The organism is Cytobacillus dafuensis (assembly GCF_007995155.1).
Lineage (GTDB): Bacteria > Bacillota > Bacilli > Bacillales > Cytobacillaceae > Cytobacillus > Cytobacillus dafuensis.
Map to the genome: position 1 here is coordinate 192,921 of NZ_CP042593.1, position 21,255 is coordinate 214,175.

Here is a 21,255-nt window from a genome sequence, read left to right on the forward strand (position 1 = left end):
AATAAAAAAGCAATGCGCTTCCCTTAGAACGCATTGCTTTTTTATTATTATTTATGTAACTTACCTTTAATCTGTCTTATAAACTGCATTTCTTTTCGGTCAAAGAGTAACTGTAAACAATTATTGATAATTCTTCAAACGTTCTTTTACCCAAATTAAAACATCTTCGGTCATTCGAAGACATAATAAAGCATCATTTAACGATGTCCTTTCAGGGAACAAAGCCCCACCTATTTTAGGCGCTTCAGTAATATGTGGTCCTAAGTCTGAAGTTAACGAGTAAAGATGGTATATAAGTTTGAATCTCGGATATTTAAATTCGTTATCAGTTTCAAAAGGAATATTTTTATTAGCACTTCCTTGCATAATATTATTAGGCACTGTTATATTTTCGATATTAGTGTCTGTGCTAAGTTTTTGTAATCCCTTAACCCATGATTTATTTCCATCTTCTTTAAAGTGACTAAATAAACCCGTAATTATATTTCTACAGTTGGAAATACAAGAAACAGATTCACCCTTTATATAATTTTCTATTGCTTCCTGATACATCTCCCCAATTGAAGAATAGTTATCACTTAGCCAATCCACTAATAAAGAAGAATTTCTTGGAATCTTGTTAGATTCCTGGGTAAAAGGTAATAATTTCAGCTTTCCTTTTGAATATGTAACATCAAAATTCAAAACATTTAAGTTGTTGATTAATACCTGGAAATCGGGTTTTGATTTTTCTTTAATAAAATCTAAACATGCTTCATCTGCTTTTTCCTCAAGGAATTCACTTAAAGTATAGTATCTTCTCGGTAATATGTTTTCAATGTCACCTTCAAAAATATCCTGAATATCAATTTCTTCTATTAGGGAACTAATAAGCAGGATAAATTCCTCAGTGTTTTCTCCATTAGCATATACAATTTTTAATATACTTTTAATAGCTGAATAGAATTCATCGAATCCATTATTAGCATTTTGCCATGAACCATTATAAATATAGGGATTCAAGGAACTTCTAAATCTATTATAAAGTTCACTTTGCCCTGCATTTGATAAAATTCGTTCCCAACAAGAATTGTTGTTAGTTCTAATGATAGATTGCTTATCCAATATTGAGGCTATTCGTGATAAAGAGATTTCATCTAACCTATCCATTTGTAATATCCCCCCATAATATAACTTACTGCCTTTAACAATATATATTTTACATAAATCATATCGAAATCGATACGTTAGGATGCAAGAAATATATCGGCATTTGACAAAATCTAGCTGACAAAGAACTCACACTTTAAGTTCCACAATATACAAGCAATAATTATTTTAAAGTTATCGGCATCTAGACTGTTTTATGTATTTTTAAACTTAAACTTTCATTAAGTTCGTTAAGGAACTTTTTATTGTTATTCTCAAGGATTAAGAATTGATGCCAATTGAACTTATTATGAATCAAATTAATAGCTTTGCGGTGTCTTTGGGGTACATCAGAAAAAATTACCGTAATGGATTTAAAGTTATTGTTTGGACCATACCTAATATTTTTTATCCTAAAAATATCTTGGATAGCGGTGGTGCAAACACCATTTTCTTTGATAAGTTCCTGGACTAAAGGACTTTCAACTTCATTTTTTGTTGGTGTAACAGTGCTCATAACATTCTTTATTGAGACAAGATATTTGAGTATATTAGTCTCCTCAATAACGATATCCGGTTCTTGTATTTTTCCATTACTGCCAATGTATCTCTTTCCAATAAATAAACTATGAGTTTTATTGTGTGCGGATTTATATTCTACTTTTTCAGTCAACCCAAGTGAATGATAAAGAAAACGGAAAATCAGTAATTCCGTGATACCTGTTAAATTTGCTGTACTTCCGCAAAGGTTCTGAACTATCGAGTAAAAGTCTTCTTTAATCTGGAAAATTTTATTACAAGTTATTGAATCTAAGTTGTTTTTTATGAAACTATCCATTTCATTAAATGCTTCTGAAAACCTCATTTTATTACCCCTCAACATCATTGTTTAAATTAAACCTCATGATATTTTCAAAGACTATTCTCCTAGAGTGTTATTATTTATTAAATTTAGTTGGTATAATTATGAGATAAGGATAGTATAAACAAATTTATAAAAAATTTGAAGTTAAAAGCGAATTGCAATATTTAAGATAACAGGTGTAATGGGGGGTTAGAGTATGTCTGATTCAATATCAAACCAATGTAAACTTCTGGGAAATCATCCTGAAAAGTCTCTTTTTGCTGAATGGTTACAACATGAAGATTTGCCTGCTTCTCAGAATAAATTACATAGAAAATTAATAGAAATCGAAGGTATGCGAGACTATGCTATTGAGCAGATTTCCGATTGGATAATCAAACATCATATTTCAGAGTCGACAATTGAAAGATTAAAAAGAAAGAGAGAAATGATTATAAAAAAATATGGTTTAGAAGAATATTTAAGCCAACAACAAATGCTTCCAGTTGCAGAAAAGACAATGAGAGGAAATGGGGCAGAGATAGTTTTGGCAGAGTATCTCCAAGAATCAACACAGCTTAATTTTTTATTATATAAACTAAGATATAACCCAAATGTAAGTCAATCTATTAAAGGTGACGATGTTCTTCTCTTTAATAAAGAAAATCTGAGGGAAAAGGTTATTCTAGGTGAATCGAAATTTAGAAAAACTCCAAATAAGGCTGTGGTCGAGGAAATAATGGATGAGTTTGGGAAAAAGCTTAAGCTGCCATTATCTATTCTTTTTGTTGCCAATAGGCTTAGTGACTTAGGTGAAGAAGAACTGGCAGATGAATTGGAAGAATTAAATTTAGAGGTCCAACACGGAAAAGTTCCTATAATCAATGTTGGTTTCCTCTTAAGCAATCATAATACTGCTGCTAACGTAGAAAATCATATGTATTCAGAGAACGATAGGTTTATCTTCTTATCTTTGGGAGTAGATAAGCCGGAAGAACTTATTTCCCAAAGTTTTACCCTTGCACACGAGAAGTTGAAAAGAGGGCTTAGCCATGAAGACTGATAAAGCAAAGGCGATATTAGAAAGGTTGGAAGCGGATTCGCTTATACAAAACTTTATAGCCCAAAGTGATTCACGTTTCATTCTTTTTAATGTCCAAGAACCGATTGAAAATTTCCCCAAATACTCGCAAGGGTTAGATGAAAAATTAACTAGTACAGCATTGTCTTATTTGTCTGTTGGTTGTTCGTACGCTGAACAGGGAATCATAGGAGAGTCTATTTTTCCTTTAGAAAAGGGCGCAACTATATTAGAAAATATTTATAGCCCAAGCGCCAATAGGAATGATTATAGTTCTTATTTTGTGCTTGCAAGTTCTTTAGCATTTTATGCAGCTAATCAGTATTCGAAGTCATATACATTATTGAAGAATATTAGTGTAGATACCGTAATTGGGGACGTTATTTCAAAGTTTTTGAGAAGACAGTATACCGAGTTGGATAAATCTCTTTCAGAAATTTTATTGAGCAATGATTATGTAGATAAAACAATTGCTGCCATAGATGAGGAAGCGGTTGCTAATAATCGTATATATATTCTCATTTTATCCAAGTCTTTTGCCAGCCTTCTTGAGTTCATTTTCTCAGGGAAAGATGAATGGCTTAATAAAGCTAAAGAGTATTTAAAAGACTTACTAGAGCTATTATCCATTGATTTAGAACCATCTTTATGGTGGGTTGTTAGACTATTATTATTAATATTTGAAGGTTTTCAGGAAAATTCTTTGTGGAAAGTAATACCTCCATATATTGGGGAAGATACGTTAGTAGATAACTATATTGCATCACTAGCCTTTCAAAAAAATCCGGTAGTCGAGCTGTTTTATTCTCAAAAAATTGCCTTACCATCTGTAGTAGATAAAAAAGGTGCTGTTGTAAGTCTCCCAACAAGTTCGGGTAAGACAAGAGTAGCGGAGCTTTCAATCTTAGATTGCTTAGCAAGTGGAACTGATAACAAAATACTTTATTTAGCTCCATTTCGCTCTTTAGCATATGAAATAGAGGATTCAATTACAAAGGTATTTGAACCATTAGGTTTTGAAATTTCCCACTTATACGGAGGTACACAATTTAGTAAGCTAGATGAAATGGTCATTCAGGAATCAAATATTATTATCGCAACTCCGGAGAAGGCGAAGGCTATATTGCGTAGTAACTCAGAGGTCAAGTCAAAAATAAATCTGGTAATAATTGATGAAGGTCATTTAATTGGTCCAGAAGACCGTCAAATTCTAAGTGAAGTTCTAATTGAAGAATTAAGAAAATATATGGAAAATAATCAAGGGAAAATGATGCTTCTATCAGCTGTATTACCAAATTCAGCAGAGATAGCTAAATGGATAGCTGGCAGTGAAACAAGGGCAGTAAACTCAGATTGGAGACCCTCATCCCAAAGATTAGGTCTTCTCGAATACAATGGGAGTAATGTGACAATTACTTGGAAAGGTGATATTGAATCGTATAATCGGAATTTCATAAGTCCATTTAAGGTAGTTAGACCACGCTCGGAATATACCTTTCCAAGGGATAAAAAACAGGCTGTGGCTTCAGCAGCTTTAAAGTTAAGTTACTCTGGTTCAGTATTAATATTTGTTTGTAGAAAGAATATGGTAATGTCTCAAGCTGAAGAAGTGATTCAGGCAATGGGTCATGATAAAGAAGAACATGTATGGTCCTGTATAGATGATTGGAATATATTTGAATTATCATGTTCCGAAGCCTATGGTGAGGAATCAAAGGTATATAAATGTGCAAAATACGGAGTATTGTGCCACCATGCAGGTCTACCTACCGAAGTGAGACTCTCAATGGAAAGGTTAATAAGAAAAAGTAATCCCAAAATAATTGTAGCTACTTCTACATTGGGTCAAGGGGTTAACATTGGAGTATCAACCGTCATTTTTTCGAATGTTTGGTACGATGGAAGTAATAGAATTAGCATAAATGACTTTTGGAATATTGCTGGACGAGCTGGGAGAAGTTTTGTTGACAGAGAAGGTAAAATTCTGTTTTTAGTGGATGCAAGCAGAGGGTCCCGCATAGCCAGGAGAGATAGAAGTTTAGCAAGGGAATACTTTGAGCATAGAAATCAAGATGATGCAATAAGTGGTTTACTTTTTATTGTCCATCATGTTTATGAGGTTGCAAATGAGGTTGATATCAGTTTTGAAACATTACTACAAATGATTGCAGAAAATAACTATTCAGCTTTAAAAAAAGAACATATAGATGAGTTTTCTACTATTTTTGATTTAATTGATGACACTTTATTGGCATTAAATTTAGAAGTGGAAAGCTATAAAAATGAAAACCCATCTGCTTGGATAGACGATTATTTTAGAACTTCTCTAGCATATATCCAAGCCGAACGCTTTGAGAATGTAGATGGGAATGATGTTATTTCTTTCTTAAAGGCTAGAAATGAGGGAGTATTAAAACTTGCAGGAGAACCAATTTTATGGAAGGGATTAGTTTCTTCCAGCATTCCTTTCCGTTCCGGATTATTTATTAGAAATGAGATATCAGTTGTATTAGACTATTTTCATGAATATCAAAATTCTAATAAAGATATGAACGATTTTCTAACATTAATAAGGCATACTGAAAAGTTTATTTCTAAATTTCCGTCTGAACAATTTGAAATTAATGAAGTTGCTACAGCTTATATGGAATTATGGATATCTGGACAATCAATAAGTTCCCTTGATGAAAGTATAAAGATGGAGTGTAACAATTATTTTACCTTTAAGCTTCCGTGGGGAATTCATGCAATCTCCAGAATGTTAGCAACTTTAGATTTTGAAACAGAAGCTAAAGAATTTGAGTCTTTAGCTGTATTGGTTCAAATGGGGGTACCTAATATGTTTGCCGCTAAGATATACCTCGCTGGTATACAATCACGAGTAGCAGCAACCGAGTTGAGCACTATTTTGAATCCGCGTTTCGAAGAACTAAGTTTAAGAATGTTGAAGCGCATTATTATGAAATTATCGGATGAAATCGCAAGTAAAGCTCAGCCAAATACTATTCAGTGGGTAAATTTGTTGGAGAAGACTTACACAAAAGCTTTGGATTATTTGGAAAGAATTCCGTCCTTTTCGTTTACAGACAATCTTAAATTGGATTGTGATGTATTGATGGCTAAGTATTTTAATGGTGAAACATATATGTGTAGTCCCGATTATACTTATAAAGTAAAAGTTAAAGTGGATGATAAATTCCATTTTGATAAATATGCAAATAACTTGGGTATTGTATTTATAAACCGAGAAGATGAATGGTTTATGGAATCGAGGAACCCAAATCATAAATTAAATCCCTTTGAAATTTAAGAGAAAGAGAAACCTCCGTTAAGGCTAGTTGAGTTATTTCAACTAGCCTTAAGTAAGAAGTTAACATAGCGTATTTGAACAAATGATTTGGAGCTGGATACCTGATTCTAATGTAGACGGAAAGGTATCTATAAACCCTAAAATGTTCCTCTTTATATAACGAATTAGAAAATTATGGTATAATACTGCTGTTTGAGAGGGGGGACATTATGAGGAAAGTGCTGTTTATTGCAAGCCTTGTTTGTTTTGTATTGGGTATCTTACATGTTTTTGGTTTTAGTTATTCTATTATTGATTTTATGTATAATGATATTACCTTAGATACTGATACGGAAAAAAGTATAAACAAGATAACAACTAGAGTAGTTGAAGGGTTAACAGTCATGGCTTTTAGTTTAACTGGATTTTTAGTTTGGGAGCAGAGAAGTCATGAGAGTCAAGAAGCTGCTTTTAAAGAATCTCTTGTATCTCTTCTAGATGAGATTAAAGAACAACAGGGGAAAACTCAAAGTCAAAATGCTAAATTAGAAGAGAAGATAGACGAAGCAAAACATAAGATATTATCCTACAATGGGAAAAAGAATAAAAAGCACAGTAAATAATAATATGAAGTAGAGGTTCCTATGCATTTAGGAGCCTCTTATTTTTATTATAGTTTTTCATAAATATTATTGGAGTTAAGAGTATGTGCTCTTAGGGTAGATAAGATAATGCAATATAAACTCATTGCTGCTGTCCATTTTGGCGAATCTTTTTGGTCATCATATCTTGAAACTGTTTGAAATCATTCTGCATAGGTTGGTCAAATGACCAAATTTACACTTATTTATTTGTATTTGTTTTATGATATTCAAGTATTAACGATTTGAAATCGTCCCAAGTTACACCGTTTTCTTTTATCTTTTCATAGGTGTCATTAATATTTATATATCCTGCGAGTATGGCTAGACGCTGTTCTGAAATATGGGATAGCAAAATTTCATTAACAAAATCCGTAATGGTAATTATTTCAGTATTTGAACTGAATTCTAAAACCTCAATTACCTTTTCATTTGATAAATCGAATACAGCCCCCCAACTGTAAAACTCAGCGTATGTCCTAGATGAATGCCCCATAACTATTGTAAAATCCTCAAAATTAATAGCCATCTGTATATGATGTTCAAATGGTACTTTATCGGGTGCAGCTACCAATTCAGATATATCCATATCTAATGCATCAGCGATTTTCAAGACTAATCCAAATGTAACATCTCTTTTTCCGGATTCTATTTGACTTATACCCGAAATACTTGTTTTACAGAGTTCCGATAGTTCTTTTATTGTAAGTCCCTTTTTTTTTCTATACCTCTTAATATTTTCTCCTATGTAACTCATTTAATCACCTTCACTCTTAGACTCTGTACTCTCTATTTTGATTATACATAAATTTTACTATAATGCAAAAAAATAATTAAATTTGCATTTCAGTGAAATAATTGTATATACTCATGTTAACTAATCCGTGAATCCACTATTATCAATCTCTGCTAGGATGTGAGAAAAATTTTGAATTGGAAACATAAAGAATGGTCTAAAGAGGACGAATTATTTGCCCCAAAACGAAAAGTGGATAACAAACAAAGTAAATATATCCACCACAATATTGGGTCATTCCACAGCAATAAGATGGGGAGAGCGGTGTATTACGAATCGTTATGGGGAGAATGTCTTTTTTATTATATCCTGGAACTGGACCCGAATGTGATAAGGTACTATGAACAGCCTGTACAAGTTCCCATTTTTCACTATGATAAGGATGGACAACTCGACAGTTGGATACATATACCGGATGTATTGATATTTAGACAAGGCGAAAAGCCGATTCTTGCACAGGTTAAGGTAGAAACTCCAGTCGAAAAAATTGATAAGGTAATTGAGCTTCGATGCTTGGAATTTTGCAAAAAGCAAGATTGGAAATATCAAACCATAGTGACCAAAGAGATTCCAGAAGTTGTGAAAAAGAACTTGATGTTTATTTGGAATTTTAAAAAAGAGAGGTCGCATTATAGTGGGTTAATTCCTTTAATTCAGGAAGTAATGAACAAGAATCAAGAAGTTACGGTTAGGGCATTAGCCAATTCAATTAATGGCACTGATTATCGGTTTGTAATCCCGGCAATTTATTACATGATATCTATCAGTTTACTATCCGCTGATTTATCTCAAATTATTGGGATTGATAGCAAGGTTAGACAAGGAAGTATTATGAATCAACTTACTATTAAAGGTGATGAAAATGTCGTTTTTGAGGTTGGTAGTCGGAGATGAATTTGAATGGTACGGAGTGAAATATGCCGTCTTTGCAGTTGAGCCACCCAATATTAGAATTCAAAGGTTAGATGGGATAATGGTTGTAACTGATATTGGGTACATTGATTTAATTACTTCACCAAGTTTCAATCCATTAAAAGTATTAAGAAATAAAATTATTAAACAAGAGGATGGAACTGAAACAACACTTCGGTCTGTTGTTGATAATCTGACTGACAAACAAAAGGAAGTCATTCAGAAGCGTTTTGAGATGATAAAACCAGTTCTTCTGCTTGAAAAAATTAAACAAGGTGATTTAAAATCTGTTGCTGTTTTTAATGAATATTATTCTGACCTGTTAATTGAAGGCGAATGTATCACTACTCTTACAAAGGAAAAGCTCCTAGAAGCAATTAAGGCTAAATATAAAAAATCTGTAAGGCAACTCAAAAGATACCTGTCTAGTTATTTGAAGGAGGAACTTAATTCCCCCAAAAATGGATTAGAGGGACTTGTACCGGATGGATATAAAACGGATGTAATTCGAAATGATGAAACAGTGATACAAATTTGTCATCCTCATAATAAGAATTTGGTGTTAGATACAATAAAGATTAGGTTAAATGGGGAATATGGCAACTTAATAAAAAATGTAATTGAAAATTACTATTTAAAAAAGCGGAGACCTAATATCAGTAGTACGCATCAACAACTAGAAATCCTTTGTTATAAAAATGGATTGAAACCTATTCCATATGAAACGCTGTATCACATTATTACACATAGATTAAGCGTGAAAGTAATGGAAAGGATGAGATTGGGGAAAATTGCGGAGCAAAAATATGACCCAATCACAAGAGGATTCACAAATGAAATAGCTATTGCTCCTTTACATATCGTTGAGATTGACCATACACCACTCGATATAAAATTAATCGATGAAAGAACTGGTCAGTTGCTCGATAGATGCTATATTACACTAGGAATTGATTTGAAAACTCGAATGATTTGGTGCTTACATGTAGCTTTTGAACCACCATCCGCAAACAAAGTTCAGAAAGCTATACTTCATGGAATCCTAACAAAAAAGACAAAGAAAAGATACAATACCTTAAATGAATGGGATATGTTTGGAATACCAAGCATTTTCTATTTAGACAATGGGAAAGAGTTTTTTAATTCTCATGTTAGAACCATAATTGAAGAATATCTAGGGGCTCAAGTAATGCATAGACCTCGTGAAACACCGAATTATGGTGGGACCATTGAACGTGTATTTGGAACAATAAATGCCCAATTAATCCATAACCTTGCTGGAACAACAAAAAGTAATGTACATGAACTTGGAGACTATGACGCATCAAAAGAGGCTATTTTTACACTTAAGGATATAGAGGAATTGCTAACAGTATATATTACGGACGTTTATCATCATAAACCTCACTCTGAGCTGCCGCTAGAATTTCCTACTCCAACATTAATGTATTACCAGGGTATAGAAATTACAGGATATCCTGAAATCATTGAGGAGCAGGACGAGGAGGAATTTGCTGTTAAATTACTACCTAAAGTAATTAGGACATTTTCAAGAGATGGGATACAATTTGGAAACGTGTTATATAATTCTTCATTTGCATCTAAATATATTGGGAAACAAAAAAAATATACAATAAAGCATAATGATGATGACATATCTTCGATTTATTTGCTTGACCCAGACACTTCAGAATATGTATCAATACCTGCCCAAAATCCGAAATATGAGGACTTAAAAGGTATGAATAGATACTTATACAATGATTTACTTAAAACGCTAAGAGAAACTGGAAAAATGAACATAAAGGCAATTCCAGGCTCTAGGGATTTGGTAAAGGGAATTGCTCTACTAAAAGAAAGATATGAAGCCAAAATGAAAAACAACTCAAGCATGAAACGAAAGGCTATAAGAGCTGGTTTTACACTGGTAACAAATCAGGAATTAGAACAATTAACTGTAAATAAACCAACAATTAAAAGTAGTACCGACCTAGAAGACTTAATAAATGAGTTTAATCAGGAGTTGTTGGAGGGGAAATAAGGGGTGCTTTTTATGGTGAATCCATATGAATCATTTCAATTAAAAGTCATTAGTATTTATGTAGAACATCCAGATATTAAAGAGGTATGGAATATATTAGATAATAGGAGAACTATTAGGAGATTATCTCTAAATATAGAGACTAATGAATCCCCGCTAAATCTTTTTATAATGGGGAAATCGAGGGTTGGCAAAACTCAAGCTATGAAACGATATGCTGCTGCCAATCCTTCTTATATTTTAATTGAAAATGAGGAAGAAAAGGATATTGTACCAGTTGCTTATGTTTTATTGCCAGAACCGTTCACAAAGAAAGGATTTTATTTAAGGATTATAAAGGCATTAGGTGCTCCGAGAATGGATGAGAGTAAGACTGTTGAGTTTTTACAGGATAAAGCATTTGGGTTAATAAAAAAACAAAAGGTTGAAATGATAATTTTAGACGAATTGGACTATATCCTTACTTCAACCCATGTTAGTAAAAAGGTGGCAATGGAGCTTATAAAGGATTTATCCAATTCAACCAATGTAGCTGTTGTGTGTGTTGGAACTACAGCAACTGATGAGCTAAGAACAATAAATGCGCAAATTATGGGGAGATTCCCTCCACGGACATTGAAACATTTTAGTGAATGTGATGATTCCTTCATTGACCTTTTAAAGCTAATCGATGAAAAATTAGGTGTTCAAGACATATTTCAGTTTGCAAAAGAGGGTAGTAAATTACCAATACTTTTACATCGAATGTGTTCTGGGTTAGTTGGTTGGTTAGTGCCCATAATTACAGAGACATTTCAATTAGTTGGTGTTTTTGAGTCTGATTTCAATGATTTTTCAATTTTAAAGAAAATAGATGGTCACGTTTTATTGAAAGCAAGGCAAAATGTCATAGGGGAAATGACAGAGGAAGATATTAATAAGATTTTAAATAAATAATCTTTAAATTATATTTGTAACAAGCTAATTCGTAAAGGAGTAGGAACGGTGACAGAAAGATTCACAATTCGTCCTGTTTTAGGTGCTGAAGAAAGCCTTACGGGTTATTTACTCAGAGTATGTAGCAAAAATTTCGTAGATATTCCTACCATTTGGAGAATATGTCAAAATGATAGTATTTATAAGGTGGATATGAATTTTAGCTTTAATTTTGATATTTATCCTGAAGATATCGTTAAAGTAGATAAGTTAACTAGAATGTGTAAGCTTCCACTTGAAAAGATGCAATATCATACTTTTAAATCTATTCTCCAAAATTATTATGGTATTGGTTCATCCGGTAAAAAGTTAATTGGTAAGGAAATTGAAAAGAAAAATCGTAAATATTGTTCCATGTGTTTGAAGGAGAATGGTCAATTTAATATTCTTTGGCAGGTAAAGGAAATTACAATGTGTGATAAACATTTCACTTCTTTAACTGACTCTTGTACTAAATGTTCATCTAAACAAAAATATCTTCATAACAACCTTATTTACTATAAATGTTCAGATTGTAATGCATTGTTGACTAATCAAATCCAGTCGGTTATATCTGATGCTACAATTCAAACACAATTAAGGATTTATGAAGATTGGAGAAGTTTATTCCGAATACCAAGAAATCTTTTATCAAGAAAGAAAGGGTTAATTTTAAACCATAGAAAGTTAGCTCTAATATTACTATACTTAACACACCCATCTCCAAAGATATCATCCAGAAATCATAACAATAATAATATTTCCCCTTCACAAATGCGTAAGTTTGTAAAATTAGTAAAAGGTGATATTGACGAAACCATTTCCTTACGGAATTGTTTAAGCATTATACGAAAAGTAAATATTACATTTAAACAATTGTCTGAGGTTAAAGTACCGTTATCCTATGTACGTAAGATTTTAAAGAGTAACAAAAAGGAGATAGGTGATTGTTTAACTCCCTGGTGTAAGTATCAGGGAACTAAAGAAAAGTTAAAACTGATATCAGAACATGCAAAAGGTAAATCAATTCTGGGGAAAAATCTATATTCTCGAATCTCGGTATGTACAGAATGCTGGATGAAGTTTGGTTTTTGTAAAAAGGAAAAGAAGTGGGAATGTCTTCATGGTGACGTAGACATAATAAATGGATTAATAACCTTATTCAACAAGGGCTATCCTAAAGCTGTAATTTCGAGAAAAAGTGGCTTATCTTATTACACGCTAGAGTATTATTTAGGCTACCTTACATATAATAACTTATTATCAAAAAATGCTATGGAGAAATTTATCGATTATTTAAACTCGCATGAAAATGAATTAATTCAGAGTTTTAAGCTATTACGTAATTTTGAAAGAAATCGTGAAACATTAGCCCAAAAAGCTAAGGAGTTATTTGGTTGGAAAAATGAAGAGGTCTTTACCGCCTATTGGCATTCAAAGGTTCAGGAATACATTATATTCCAATCTAATGAAAGGAATGTTAGGCTAGAAAATAAGGAGTTACTTGAAGCTAAGACAAAAGAAGTTCTTGATAATTTAAAAAGCGTAGACGCTGAAGTATCTATGGAAGAGGTTGCAAGCTATGTACAAATAAATCCAAGAACTTTAAATTACCATAATATTAATAAAGCTATCCAAGAGCATAATGATGAAAAAAGGAAAGCCTTGTCAAATATCGAAGAGAATGAAATTAAAAAAAGCATAAAAGTGTTTGTTGGTTTGAAAGGCAAATCTCAGGAACAAATTTTTGTTAAACAAATATACAAACATATTGGGAAAACACCCAAATATATAAGAAATCATTATCCCATGATTTATAAATATATATCCAAAGTTGCAAAGGAAAGTAAGGAAAAGCAAAGGGTTTTTAAATCCCAGAAACTAAAGGAAGTTATTATTTATTTATATACTAATAATTTGGAAGTAAATTTCGAAAACATTGCTCTCTATATGAATGTATCAGTTTGGTATATATCGTCATATAGAGGAGTCTTTAAAGGTATAGGTGAGTTAATAAGAACTACTATTGATGAATTAGAATCGGAATAAGATAATGTATGTCTCCTTCATATTTTGGCGAAAATTTTGAAGGAGGTTTTTTTATGGAGCAACCTAAATTAACTATAAGAATAAAACCAAATTCTTGTGAGTCGTTAACAAGTTATTTAATAAGGTTATCTAATTGTAACGAAATTGCACTTTTATCCTTACTAAATTACTTAAGGGTTAAAAAGGGATATTTTCAAATGTCTGAATTCAATTTACTTGATTTAACCCCAGTGAATAATATTGATATTGATAAATTAGCGTATTTGACAAATTTAAATAAAGAAATTCTATTAAGTAATACATTTTTTCATAGTTTAAATTTGTTTTCCGATAGTGATAATCTTGAACGGGCAAGGTTAATGTCTGGAGTTTTTCGTAGTTTCTTAAGTTATTGTCCTTGTTGCTTGAAGGAGAAAAGGTATTATAACTTATTATGGAAGATTGATGAAATAAATGTTTGTATGGAACATTCCACTAAATTGCAAGAAAGCTGCCCACGTTGTTTCAAAAAGATGCACTTTAAGGATATTAAGGCAATCGGTAGCTGCCCATACTGTTACCATTCTTTAATTGATGCAGACATTGAAAAAGTAGTTCCCAATGACAAAGACAAGTGGCTAACAACATTTTGGAGTGAAGTAAGAAAACCAAGAAGTGATATTATCTTTCCAGATGAGCTGGCTATTAAGATTTTGTTTATTTTATCAAACAAAAATAGTGAATTTGATAAAAAGCAATTACTAAAAAAATTGAAAAATCCGGGCAAAATACCTGTAATTTTACAACATGCACGGGGGTCTTTATCTAATAAGCGGACATTGCACCTTTCTTTTATTAAAGAAGTGTTGTGTGAGTACAGAATTGATATTAATGAGTTAATTACTTTGCAAGTTCCGGATACATTTAAACAATCAATATTAATGAAGAAAAAAATAAAGTTAGCTTCGATTTCATGTATTGCCCCTTGGTGTAGTAATTTTGAAAAAACTGGTTGTCTTGAAAAGTTGGTAACTAACTTTAAAAGAAGAGCAGATTCAAATGACCTACTGTACTATATGTATTGTCCTTCTTGTTTCTGTGAATATGCTCTTAATGTTAACGGAGAGACTGTGGAACGGACAAATTTTATAATGGGCTACAATGCACTAAAAGATTTAAAACATGTTAATTTCCACGATATTTCATACAAAAGTGGTTTGTCAATAGACCAATTAAAAAGGTGTATTGGATATTTTTCAACGCGGAATGTTTTTGAAATTAATATAAATCATGCCATTTGTAAAGAAAGTTTGCTAAACCTTTTTGAAGCAGCAATAAAAGATGGTACTAATATTAACGTAATAAAAAAATGGTCAATCTGGAACAATTATCAAGAATTCTTATCTTATCGTTACCATCATGCTGTTCTTGCAGTTGAAAAAAGTAAAGTAAAAAAACAAAAAGATGCTCCAGTAGAAAAATCAAATAAAATCAATCAATTAACAACAGTAGAGGATACTTTAAAACAATTCCTAACTAACGATAAAGATATTACAATCAATAATGTGTGTAGTGAACTCAAGGTAAGCCCTGAAACTATTCGGTCTTGGGGAGGAAATGAATTAATTTCTACTTATAAGAATATGCAAAAAGAGAGTCGTCTGGAGAAACAAAAAAATGAATTAAACTCAAGGGCTAAGTCCTTTTTCAAAAGCAATGATAAGAAGAAAATTCTTAACGGTGATTTATACAATTACTTGGGGGTTGGAAGGACAATAGTTTGGAGAAATCATCCGGAACTTGCATATCTTTTTTCAGAAATGCGAAAGGAACATAATACCTTGGTACAGTCTCAGGAGAAAAGTGACATTGGATATTAAAAATATCCGGTTTTATGCCATTTGATGTTAAAAATAATGTCACTTTTATATTAAAAAAATGCCCCTTTTTGGGGCATTTTTGTGTCATTTCATATTAAAATCCACAATTTTGTCTTATTGAAAGTAAGTTGTACTCTAGAAAATCAAAGGGAATGTCTCGATTTTGGAGACATTCCTTTTGACTAACTAGAAATATTTAATTTCCATCTTAAACAAAAGCACCCTTTCGTAATATAAGGTTAGCCAGATTTCTGGTTGACCTTTTTCTATATGATCTTATTATTACGGTAGTCGGGGTAGAACGCCGCACCCGTGGAAGTAAATCCCGTCAGCAGCAATAAAAGCTCCATAAAGAAAATCGGCTGTATCCAATGGGGATAGCTGATTTTAATAATATTTAGAAAATCCAGTTGACAGTCCGTTCTACTACGTGTTACGATATACTTGTAGTAGGTCACACTGGATACCAACACCACTGAATAGTGAGATTGCATAAATATTTTTAAGAAAAATAGTTGACACCCCTACTACTCAGTGTTACAATGTACATGTAATAAGCAATACTGAATAGCGTGATTCCAAAAAGCTATTCAGTAAAAATTTCCCTTAGTACTATGTTATACTGAATATAAGTCAGACAAAATAGGGAGGTAAAGGAGAATCTGAACATGGAAAATTTAACTGAAATGCTGAAAGGTTCGCTGGAAGGCTGCGTGTTGGAAATCATCAGCCGTCATGAAACCTATGGCTACGAGATTACCCGCCGCCTGAACGAGCTTGGGTTTACCGAAGTTGTGGAAGGGACGGTCTACACCATTCTCGTGCGATTAGAAAAGAAAAAACTGGTGACCATTGAAAAGAAACCGTCAGATATGGGGCCGCCCCGCAAGTTTTACTCACTTAATGAGGCTGGCCGCCAGGAACTTGAATTGTTTTGGAAAAAATGGGATTTTGTATCATCAAAAATCAACGTCTTAAAGTCAATCTAGCTTCATAAGATATTCCGTACGATATTTTTGAAGTGTCTTGTTCAGCTTTATAAAAAAGGAGGAAAAATAACATGTTGGAAATGTTTAAAAAAATGATTGGTGATAAAAAAGAGTACAAAATGATGATGGCACGGGTTGAAGCCCTGCCAGAGGACTACCAGTTTGTATTTAAGAAAATTCAAAACTACATGTGGAGTTTCTCAGCAGGGGGCAGCGGGATGGATATGCTGCACATGCAGTATGAATTAATCGAGTTGTTCGAAGCAGGTGCGGCGGAAGGTAGACAAGTGCTGGAAATCACTGGGGAAGACGTGGCGTCCTTTGCCGACGAACTAGTGGCAAACGCTAAAACCTATGTCGCCAAGTATCGTGAAGATTTGAATAAGAGTATCATGAAGCGATTGGGAAAAAAATAAATTCAATAGATAATACCGACTGATTAGCTGGTTATAAATGTGAATTGCCACCTTTGCTATTCAGTTATATTTTTAGCTTAGTAATAAGTAATACAGATTATCAGTCAGACTAAATAGTTTTATAAGGAGGAAAAAAGTATGGGCAATGCAGCGATTTCTGTAAAAGGGTTAAAAAAATCCTTTAAAGACAAGGAAGTCTTAAAGGGGGTGGATTTTGAGGTGCGACCTGGCGAAATTTTCGCACTGCTGGGCTCAAATGGAGCGGGCAAGACGACGACGGTCAACATCCTCTCGACACTGATGAAGCCCGATGGCGGCGAAGTAGGTATTTGCGGCTTTGACGTCCAGCGTCAACCGGATCATGTTCGCCAGAGCATCAGCCTGACAGGGCAGTTCGCAGCATTAGACGGTATACTCACAGGAAGGGAAAATCTGATGATGATCGCCAAGTTGCGGGGAGTTTCCAATCCCGCTCAAGTCGCCGACAATCTGCTTGCAAGATTCAGCCTGACTGATGCGGCTAACCGCCGGGCGGATCAGTATTCCGGCGGGATGAAGCGCCGGCTTGACATCGCCATGAGCCTGATCGGGACGCCAGCAGTCATTTTTCTCGACGAACCGACGACAGGGCTTGACCCTGAAGCGCGGCTTGAAGTCTGGGATACCGTCAAGGAGCTTGCTGGCGGCGGCACGACCATCTTGCTGACGACCCAGTACCTGGAGGAGGCCGAACAACTGGCGGACCGTATCGCCATCCTGCATGGTGGAAAAATCATCACGACCGGTACCCTTACCGAACTCAAAGAGATGTTCCCGCCAGCGAAAGTGGAGTATATCGAGAAGCAGCCGACATTGGAGGAAATTTTCCTCGCGATTATCGGCAAAAAGGAGGAGATGTAAATGAAAAGCAAAACAGGGGTATTACTAGGGCGTTTAATGCGCAACATCATGCGTAGCCCGGATACGATTATCACGGTGGCGATTACGCCGATTATGATGATGCTGCTGTTTGTCTACGTATTTGGCGGCGCCATAGAGACAGGCACGGACAACTACGTCAATTATTTATTGCCGGGAATCTTGCTGATGGCTATCGCATCCGGCGTCGCTTACACTTCCTTGCGGCTGTTTAACGATGTAAAGAGCGGGCTGATGGCACGTTTCATTACCATGCCCATCAAGCGCTCGTCGGTATTGTGGGCTCACGTGTTGACCTCGCTTGTTTCCAATGTGCTTACTGTCGTGGTGGTTATCCTTATCGCGCTCTTGATGGGCTTCCGTTCCAGCGCTGATATCCTGGATTGGCTCGCGGTAGCTGGGATACTCGTGCTGTTTACGCTGGCGCTGACATGGTTGGCGGTCATTCCTGGATTGACAGCTAAGTCTATGGAAGGGGCGACTGCTTACTCGTACCCGTTGATTTTCCTGCCGTTTATCAGTTCGGCCTTTGTCCCAACCGAAACCATGCCTAAAATTGTCCGTGCGTTCGCTGAGAACCAGCCCGTGACTTCAATCGTGAATGCGATTCGTGCCCTCTTGTATGAAGGGTCTGTTGGCAACGATATCTGGATCGCGCTTGCCTGGTGCGTCGGCATCATGGTCATCGCTTACTTCTTCGCCAGTAATACATTTAAACGCCAGTTAGGGTAAGGACATCATTATGGGATTTGCCGTATCAATAGTCAGCCGCTGCGATGAATCCATTTGCTATCACATGGAAGGCTGCTTAAATGCTGGGGAAACCATCGACGAAATCATGGAAACCCTCAAAATTGTTGTGATTGGTGGCGGCTCAATCACTTATCCCAACGCGAGGTTTGCCATGCATGCTTTAGAAGAATTTACAGGGGGTAGTGCTCTTTCGTAGGGAACTATGGATTACATTTCAGTTGGAATGTGATTCATAGTTTTTTTCGCTTGAAGGAAAAAATTCTTAAGGCAGCACGAAAAGAAAGAATTTTTCTCCCTTAAATCGGATTTTAAAACGATCAAAAATGTACATATTTAGGTTGACGTTTATAATTTTGTTAGTTGTCTACTTTTTTGATACCTAACTTAGTTAATATAATAAAACATATATTATTATTTATCGACGTACTGATAATATGAAATATCATAAAGAATATGTATCAATGATAAAGGAGAGTATAATGTACACAATTGGACAAGTAGCTAAATTTTTAGGTGTATCTAGAGATACCTTAAAATTTTATGAAGAAAAGGAATTAGTTAAGCCTAAGCAAAATATTGAGAATGGGTATAGAAAATATAATCGTTTTGATATATATGATATAACCACAGTAAATTTCTATAGAGAAATGGATATTGAAATAAAAAAAATCCAGGAATTAAGAAAAAGCAAGAGTATAGAGGGAATAAAATCATTATTAGAAGAGAAAGAACAAGAGGTTTTAGAAGAAATAGAATATAAAAAGCTTCTTTTAAAAAAGCTTCAGATCGTAAAAGAAGATTGCGAAAAAATTAAACAATACTTAGGAGAGTACACAGTAAAAGAAATGAAGCCTTTAGAAATAAAAGGAGAAATAGAGCATTTCACTGCGTATGATGAATATGAAACTCTTAAAGAGAACACGGACAGCTTGAAAAAAGCAGTTACTCTAACCTCTTTAAGAAGAGTCATAAGATTCAATGACGAAGGTATTCTAGAAGATAAGTTTATCATTGTAAGAAAAGTAGAAGACTTTCATAAAGAAATTGAAGGTGAAATTCTATCTCATCCAAAATGTATGTATACCGTTATTGAAGATGGAAGATGGTCAACTGGTGGAAACAACACTGACCATAAAGTGGAAGCTAGTTTAAGAAAAGCAGCAATAGAAAATGGGTATGAACTTTTGGGGCTAGTTTATATAAATCTATTACTTACCACTTATGAAGATGGACTTGAACGTGTATTTTTAGAAATGTATGCACCTATAAAGTGAAACTTTAATCAGTGGGGATTTTTCGACGCACAGGATGTGCTAGTGCCGACGTTGCCACAGGACGTGGCGATCTTAGTCGGCGTCATCCCCCGCTGATTATTAGTTGAACGAATCGGGCTTTTACGGGCAGTTGATTTCCACCTACCATCTTGGCTTTCGCTGAACTTTAAGGTGGGAGTCTTACTGCCCGTTAATGCGGGACAAAATAATGCAGATACGTATTGACCTATGAGTAACCCCTAGGTTTAAGCTGAAGGTATTCGTAAATATGAGCGTTATTATATTTACAAAATACTTAGTTTGAAGAGGGGATTATACATGAACAGAGAAAAGAAACTTAAAAATCCAATAGCAAGTTTTATTCTACTAACCAATATCATCTTTTTGCCACTTTTTTTTCTTGTAGGAGCCACAAGGATGTTAGGATTTCCTGCATGGGTCTTTGATGTTATGCACTGTATATCAGCTTGGTCCTCAACCTTTGCTTTTGCAGCGTTATTTAAAAAAATCTATCCTGGGCAGCGTTTTATACAATTTGTAAAAGATAAATTCAAGAATAAACTTAAATTTTCTGTGATTCTCACGGTAAGTATGATTCAAGCTTTCATATTTTTGATAATTATGTTTCTCGTATCTAATAACAGTGAAGCAGACTCAATTTTTACGATATCTTCATGGGGAATGCTGATATATTTCTTTTTGAAAAATCTTCTGTCAGGCCCACTAGGAGAAGAAATAGGGTGGAGAGGTTTCGCTCTAATGGAGCTTCAAAAGAAGAATTCGCCATTAAAAACTTCGATCATCATCGGATTTTGGTGGGGGATGTGGCATCTTCCTATATGGTTTACTACAGGGTATGTGGGCATTGATTTAATCAAATATATTCTATTCTTTATGATTTCAATCCTATCCACTACGATCATCATGACCGCATTTTATAACTTAAATCAGAATTTAATCATCCCCATTACCATCCACCAATTCTTTAATTTCTTTATTGGCATCATAAAGGGAAACTTAATCGATTTAATCATGTATAGCGCAATTTTTTATTTCGCAGCAGCTGTTTTAATCATCATTATAAATCCAAAGAAAGTATTGTATGGAAAGGAAGATACAAACAGTATTAATGAAAAGCATTCCATGATTCCATGATTTAGTGATAGTTTTACAGCTATACTTGTCCACACCTAAAAAACATTGTCCTTAGATAAAAAAGTATGATCAAGATCGAAGGAAAATCGGGTGAAATGCCTGGTTATCCTTCGGTTTTTTTGAATGGAAAAAGCGGGAAGATTCCTATTCCACTTA

The 21,255-nt window shown here is 34.2% G+C and carries 18 protein-coding genes; 15 read left to right on the top strand and 3 right to left on the bottom strand.

Going from position 1 to position 21,255, the window contains the following annotated elements:
- Nucleotides 1–120: 120 nt before the first annotated feature.
- Nucleotides 121–1,149, bottom strand: a complete 1,029-nt coding sequence (locus FSZ17_RS01055; RefSeq protein ID WP_057776074.1) for a hypothetical protein — start codon at nt 1,147–1,149, stop codon at nt 121–123.
- 184 nt (nt 1,150–1,333) lie between these two features.
- Complete coding sequence (locus tag FSZ17_RS01060) at nt 1,334–1,993, bottom strand: hypothetical protein (RefSeq protein ID WP_057776075.1); 660 nt, start codon at nt 1,991–1,993, stop codon at nt 1,334–1,336.
- A 196-nt stretch (nt 1,994–2,189) separates the two neighbouring features.
- Between FSZ17_RS01060 and FSZ17_RS01065 the strand changes: the two genes are divergently transcribed.
- From FSZ17_RS01065 to FSZ17_RS01075, 3 genes are all read left to right on the top strand, one after another.
- Nucleotides 2,190–3,035 carry a Hachiman antiphage defense system protein HamA gene (locus FSZ17_RS01065; RefSeq protein ID WP_057776076.1) on the top strand — a complete coding sequence of 282 codons (846 nt, stop codon included), beginning with the start codon at nt 2,190–2,192 and terminating at the stop codon, nt 3,033–3,035.
- On the top strand, nt 3,025–6,363 hold the full coding sequence (locus FSZ17_RS01070) for a DEAD/DEAH box helicase (RefSeq protein ID WP_057776077.1): 3,339 nt from the start codon (nt 3,025–3,027) through the stop codon (nt 6,361–6,363). Before FSZ17_RS01065 ends, FSZ17_RS01070 begins: the two co-directional genes overlap by 11 nt.
- 209 nt (nt 6,364–6,572) lie before the next feature.
- On the top strand, nt 6,573–6,965 hold the full coding sequence (locus FSZ17_RS01075; protein WP_057776078.1) for a hypothetical protein: 393 nt from the start codon (nt 6,573–6,575) through the stop codon (nt 6,963–6,965).
- Nucleotides 6,966–7,185: 220 nt separating this feature from the next.
- On the opposite strand, the gene FSZ17_RS01080 is transcribed toward FSZ17_RS01075, so the two are convergent.
- Nucleotides 7,186–7,740 (bottom strand): helix-turn-helix domain-containing protein, encoded by a 555-nt coding sequence (locus FSZ17_RS01080; RefSeq protein ID WP_082625400.1) that lies wholly within the window; start codon nt 7,738–7,740, stop codon nt 7,186–7,188.
- A 171-nt stretch (nt 7,741–7,911) separates the two neighbouring features.
- Here FSZ17_RS01080 and FSZ17_RS01085 point away from each other — a divergent pair, with 171 nt between their 5' ends.
- From FSZ17_RS01085 to FSZ17_RS01140, 12 genes are all read left to right on the top strand, one after another.
- The gene (locus tag FSZ17_RS01085; protein WP_057776079.1) at nt 7,912–8,673 is read left to right on the top strand and encodes a TnsA endonuclease N-terminal domain-containing protein; all 762 of its coding nucleotides are present in this window, start codon (nt 7,912–7,914) and stop codon (nt 8,671–8,673) included.
- Nucleotides 8,642–10,732 carry a TnsB C-terminal domain-containing protein gene (locus tag FSZ17_RS01090; protein ID WP_057776080.1) on the top strand — a complete coding sequence of 697 codons (2,091 nt, stop codon included), beginning with the start codon at nt 8,642–8,644 and terminating at the stop codon, nt 10,730–10,732. The genes FSZ17_RS01085 and FSZ17_RS01090 overlap by 32 nt, the downstream gene beginning before the upstream one ends.
- 12 nt (nt 10,733–10,744) lie before the next feature.
- Nucleotides 10,745–11,668 carry a TniB family NTP-binding protein gene (locus FSZ17_RS01095; protein WP_057776081.1) on the top strand — a complete coding sequence of 308 codons (924 nt, stop codon included), beginning with the start codon at nt 10,745–10,747 and terminating at the stop codon, nt 11,666–11,668.
- Nucleotides 11,669–11,716: 48 nt separating this feature from the next.
- The gene (locus FSZ17_RS01100) at nt 11,717–13,735 is read left to right on the top strand and encodes a TniQ family protein (RefSeq protein WP_057776082.1); all 2,019 of its coding nucleotides are present in this window, start codon (nt 11,717–11,719) and stop codon (nt 13,733–13,735) included.
- A 53-nt stretch (nt 13,736–13,788) separates the two neighbouring features.
- Nucleotides 13,789–15,594, top strand: a complete 1,806-nt coding sequence (locus FSZ17_RS01105; RefSeq protein WP_057776083.1) for a TniQ family protein — start codon at nt 13,789–13,791, stop codon at nt 15,592–15,594.
- 668 nt (nt 15,595–16,262) lie between these two features.
- The gene (locus FSZ17_RS01110; RefSeq protein ID WP_057776084.1) at nt 16,263–16,583 is read left to right on the top strand and encodes a PadR family transcriptional regulator; all 321 of its coding nucleotides are present in this window, start codon (nt 16,263–16,265) and stop codon (nt 16,581–16,583) included.
- A 71-nt stretch (nt 16,584–16,654) separates the two neighbouring features.
- A complete protein-coding gene (locus tag FSZ17_RS01115; protein ID WP_057776085.1) occupies nt 16,655–16,999 on the top strand; it encodes a DUF1048 domain-containing protein in 345 nt (114 codons plus the stop codon).
- A gap of 138 nt (nt 17,000–17,137) precedes the next feature.
- Nucleotides 17,138–17,899, top strand: a complete 762-nt coding sequence (locus FSZ17_RS01120; RefSeq protein ID WP_057776086.1) for an ABC transporter ATP-binding protein — start codon at nt 17,138–17,140, stop codon at nt 17,897–17,899.
- Complete coding sequence (locus tag FSZ17_RS01125) at nt 17,900–18,649, top strand: ABC transporter permease (protein WP_057776087.1); 750 nt, start codon at nt 17,900–17,902, stop codon at nt 18,647–18,649.
- 10 nt (nt 18,650–18,659) lie between these two features.
- Nucleotides 18,660–18,866, top strand: a complete 207-nt coding sequence (locus FSZ17_RS01130) for a carboxymuconolactone decarboxylase family protein (RefSeq protein ID WP_082625404.1) — start codon at nt 18,660–18,662, stop codon at nt 18,864–18,866.
- A 283-nt stretch (nt 18,867–19,149) separates the two neighbouring features.
- Entirely contained in the window at nt 19,150–19,944 is a 795-nt protein-coding gene (locus FSZ17_RS01135) for a MerR family transcriptional regulator (RefSeq protein ID WP_057776088.1), read from the top strand.
- Nucleotides 19,945–20,262: 318 nt separating this feature from the next.
- Nucleotides 20,263–21,099 carry a CPBP family intramembrane glutamic endopeptidase gene (locus tag FSZ17_RS01140; protein ID WP_057776089.1) on the top strand — a complete coding sequence of 279 codons (837 nt, stop codon included), beginning with the start codon at nt 20,263–20,265 and terminating at the stop codon, nt 21,097–21,099.
- Nucleotides 21,100–21,255 lie beyond the last annotated feature (156 nt).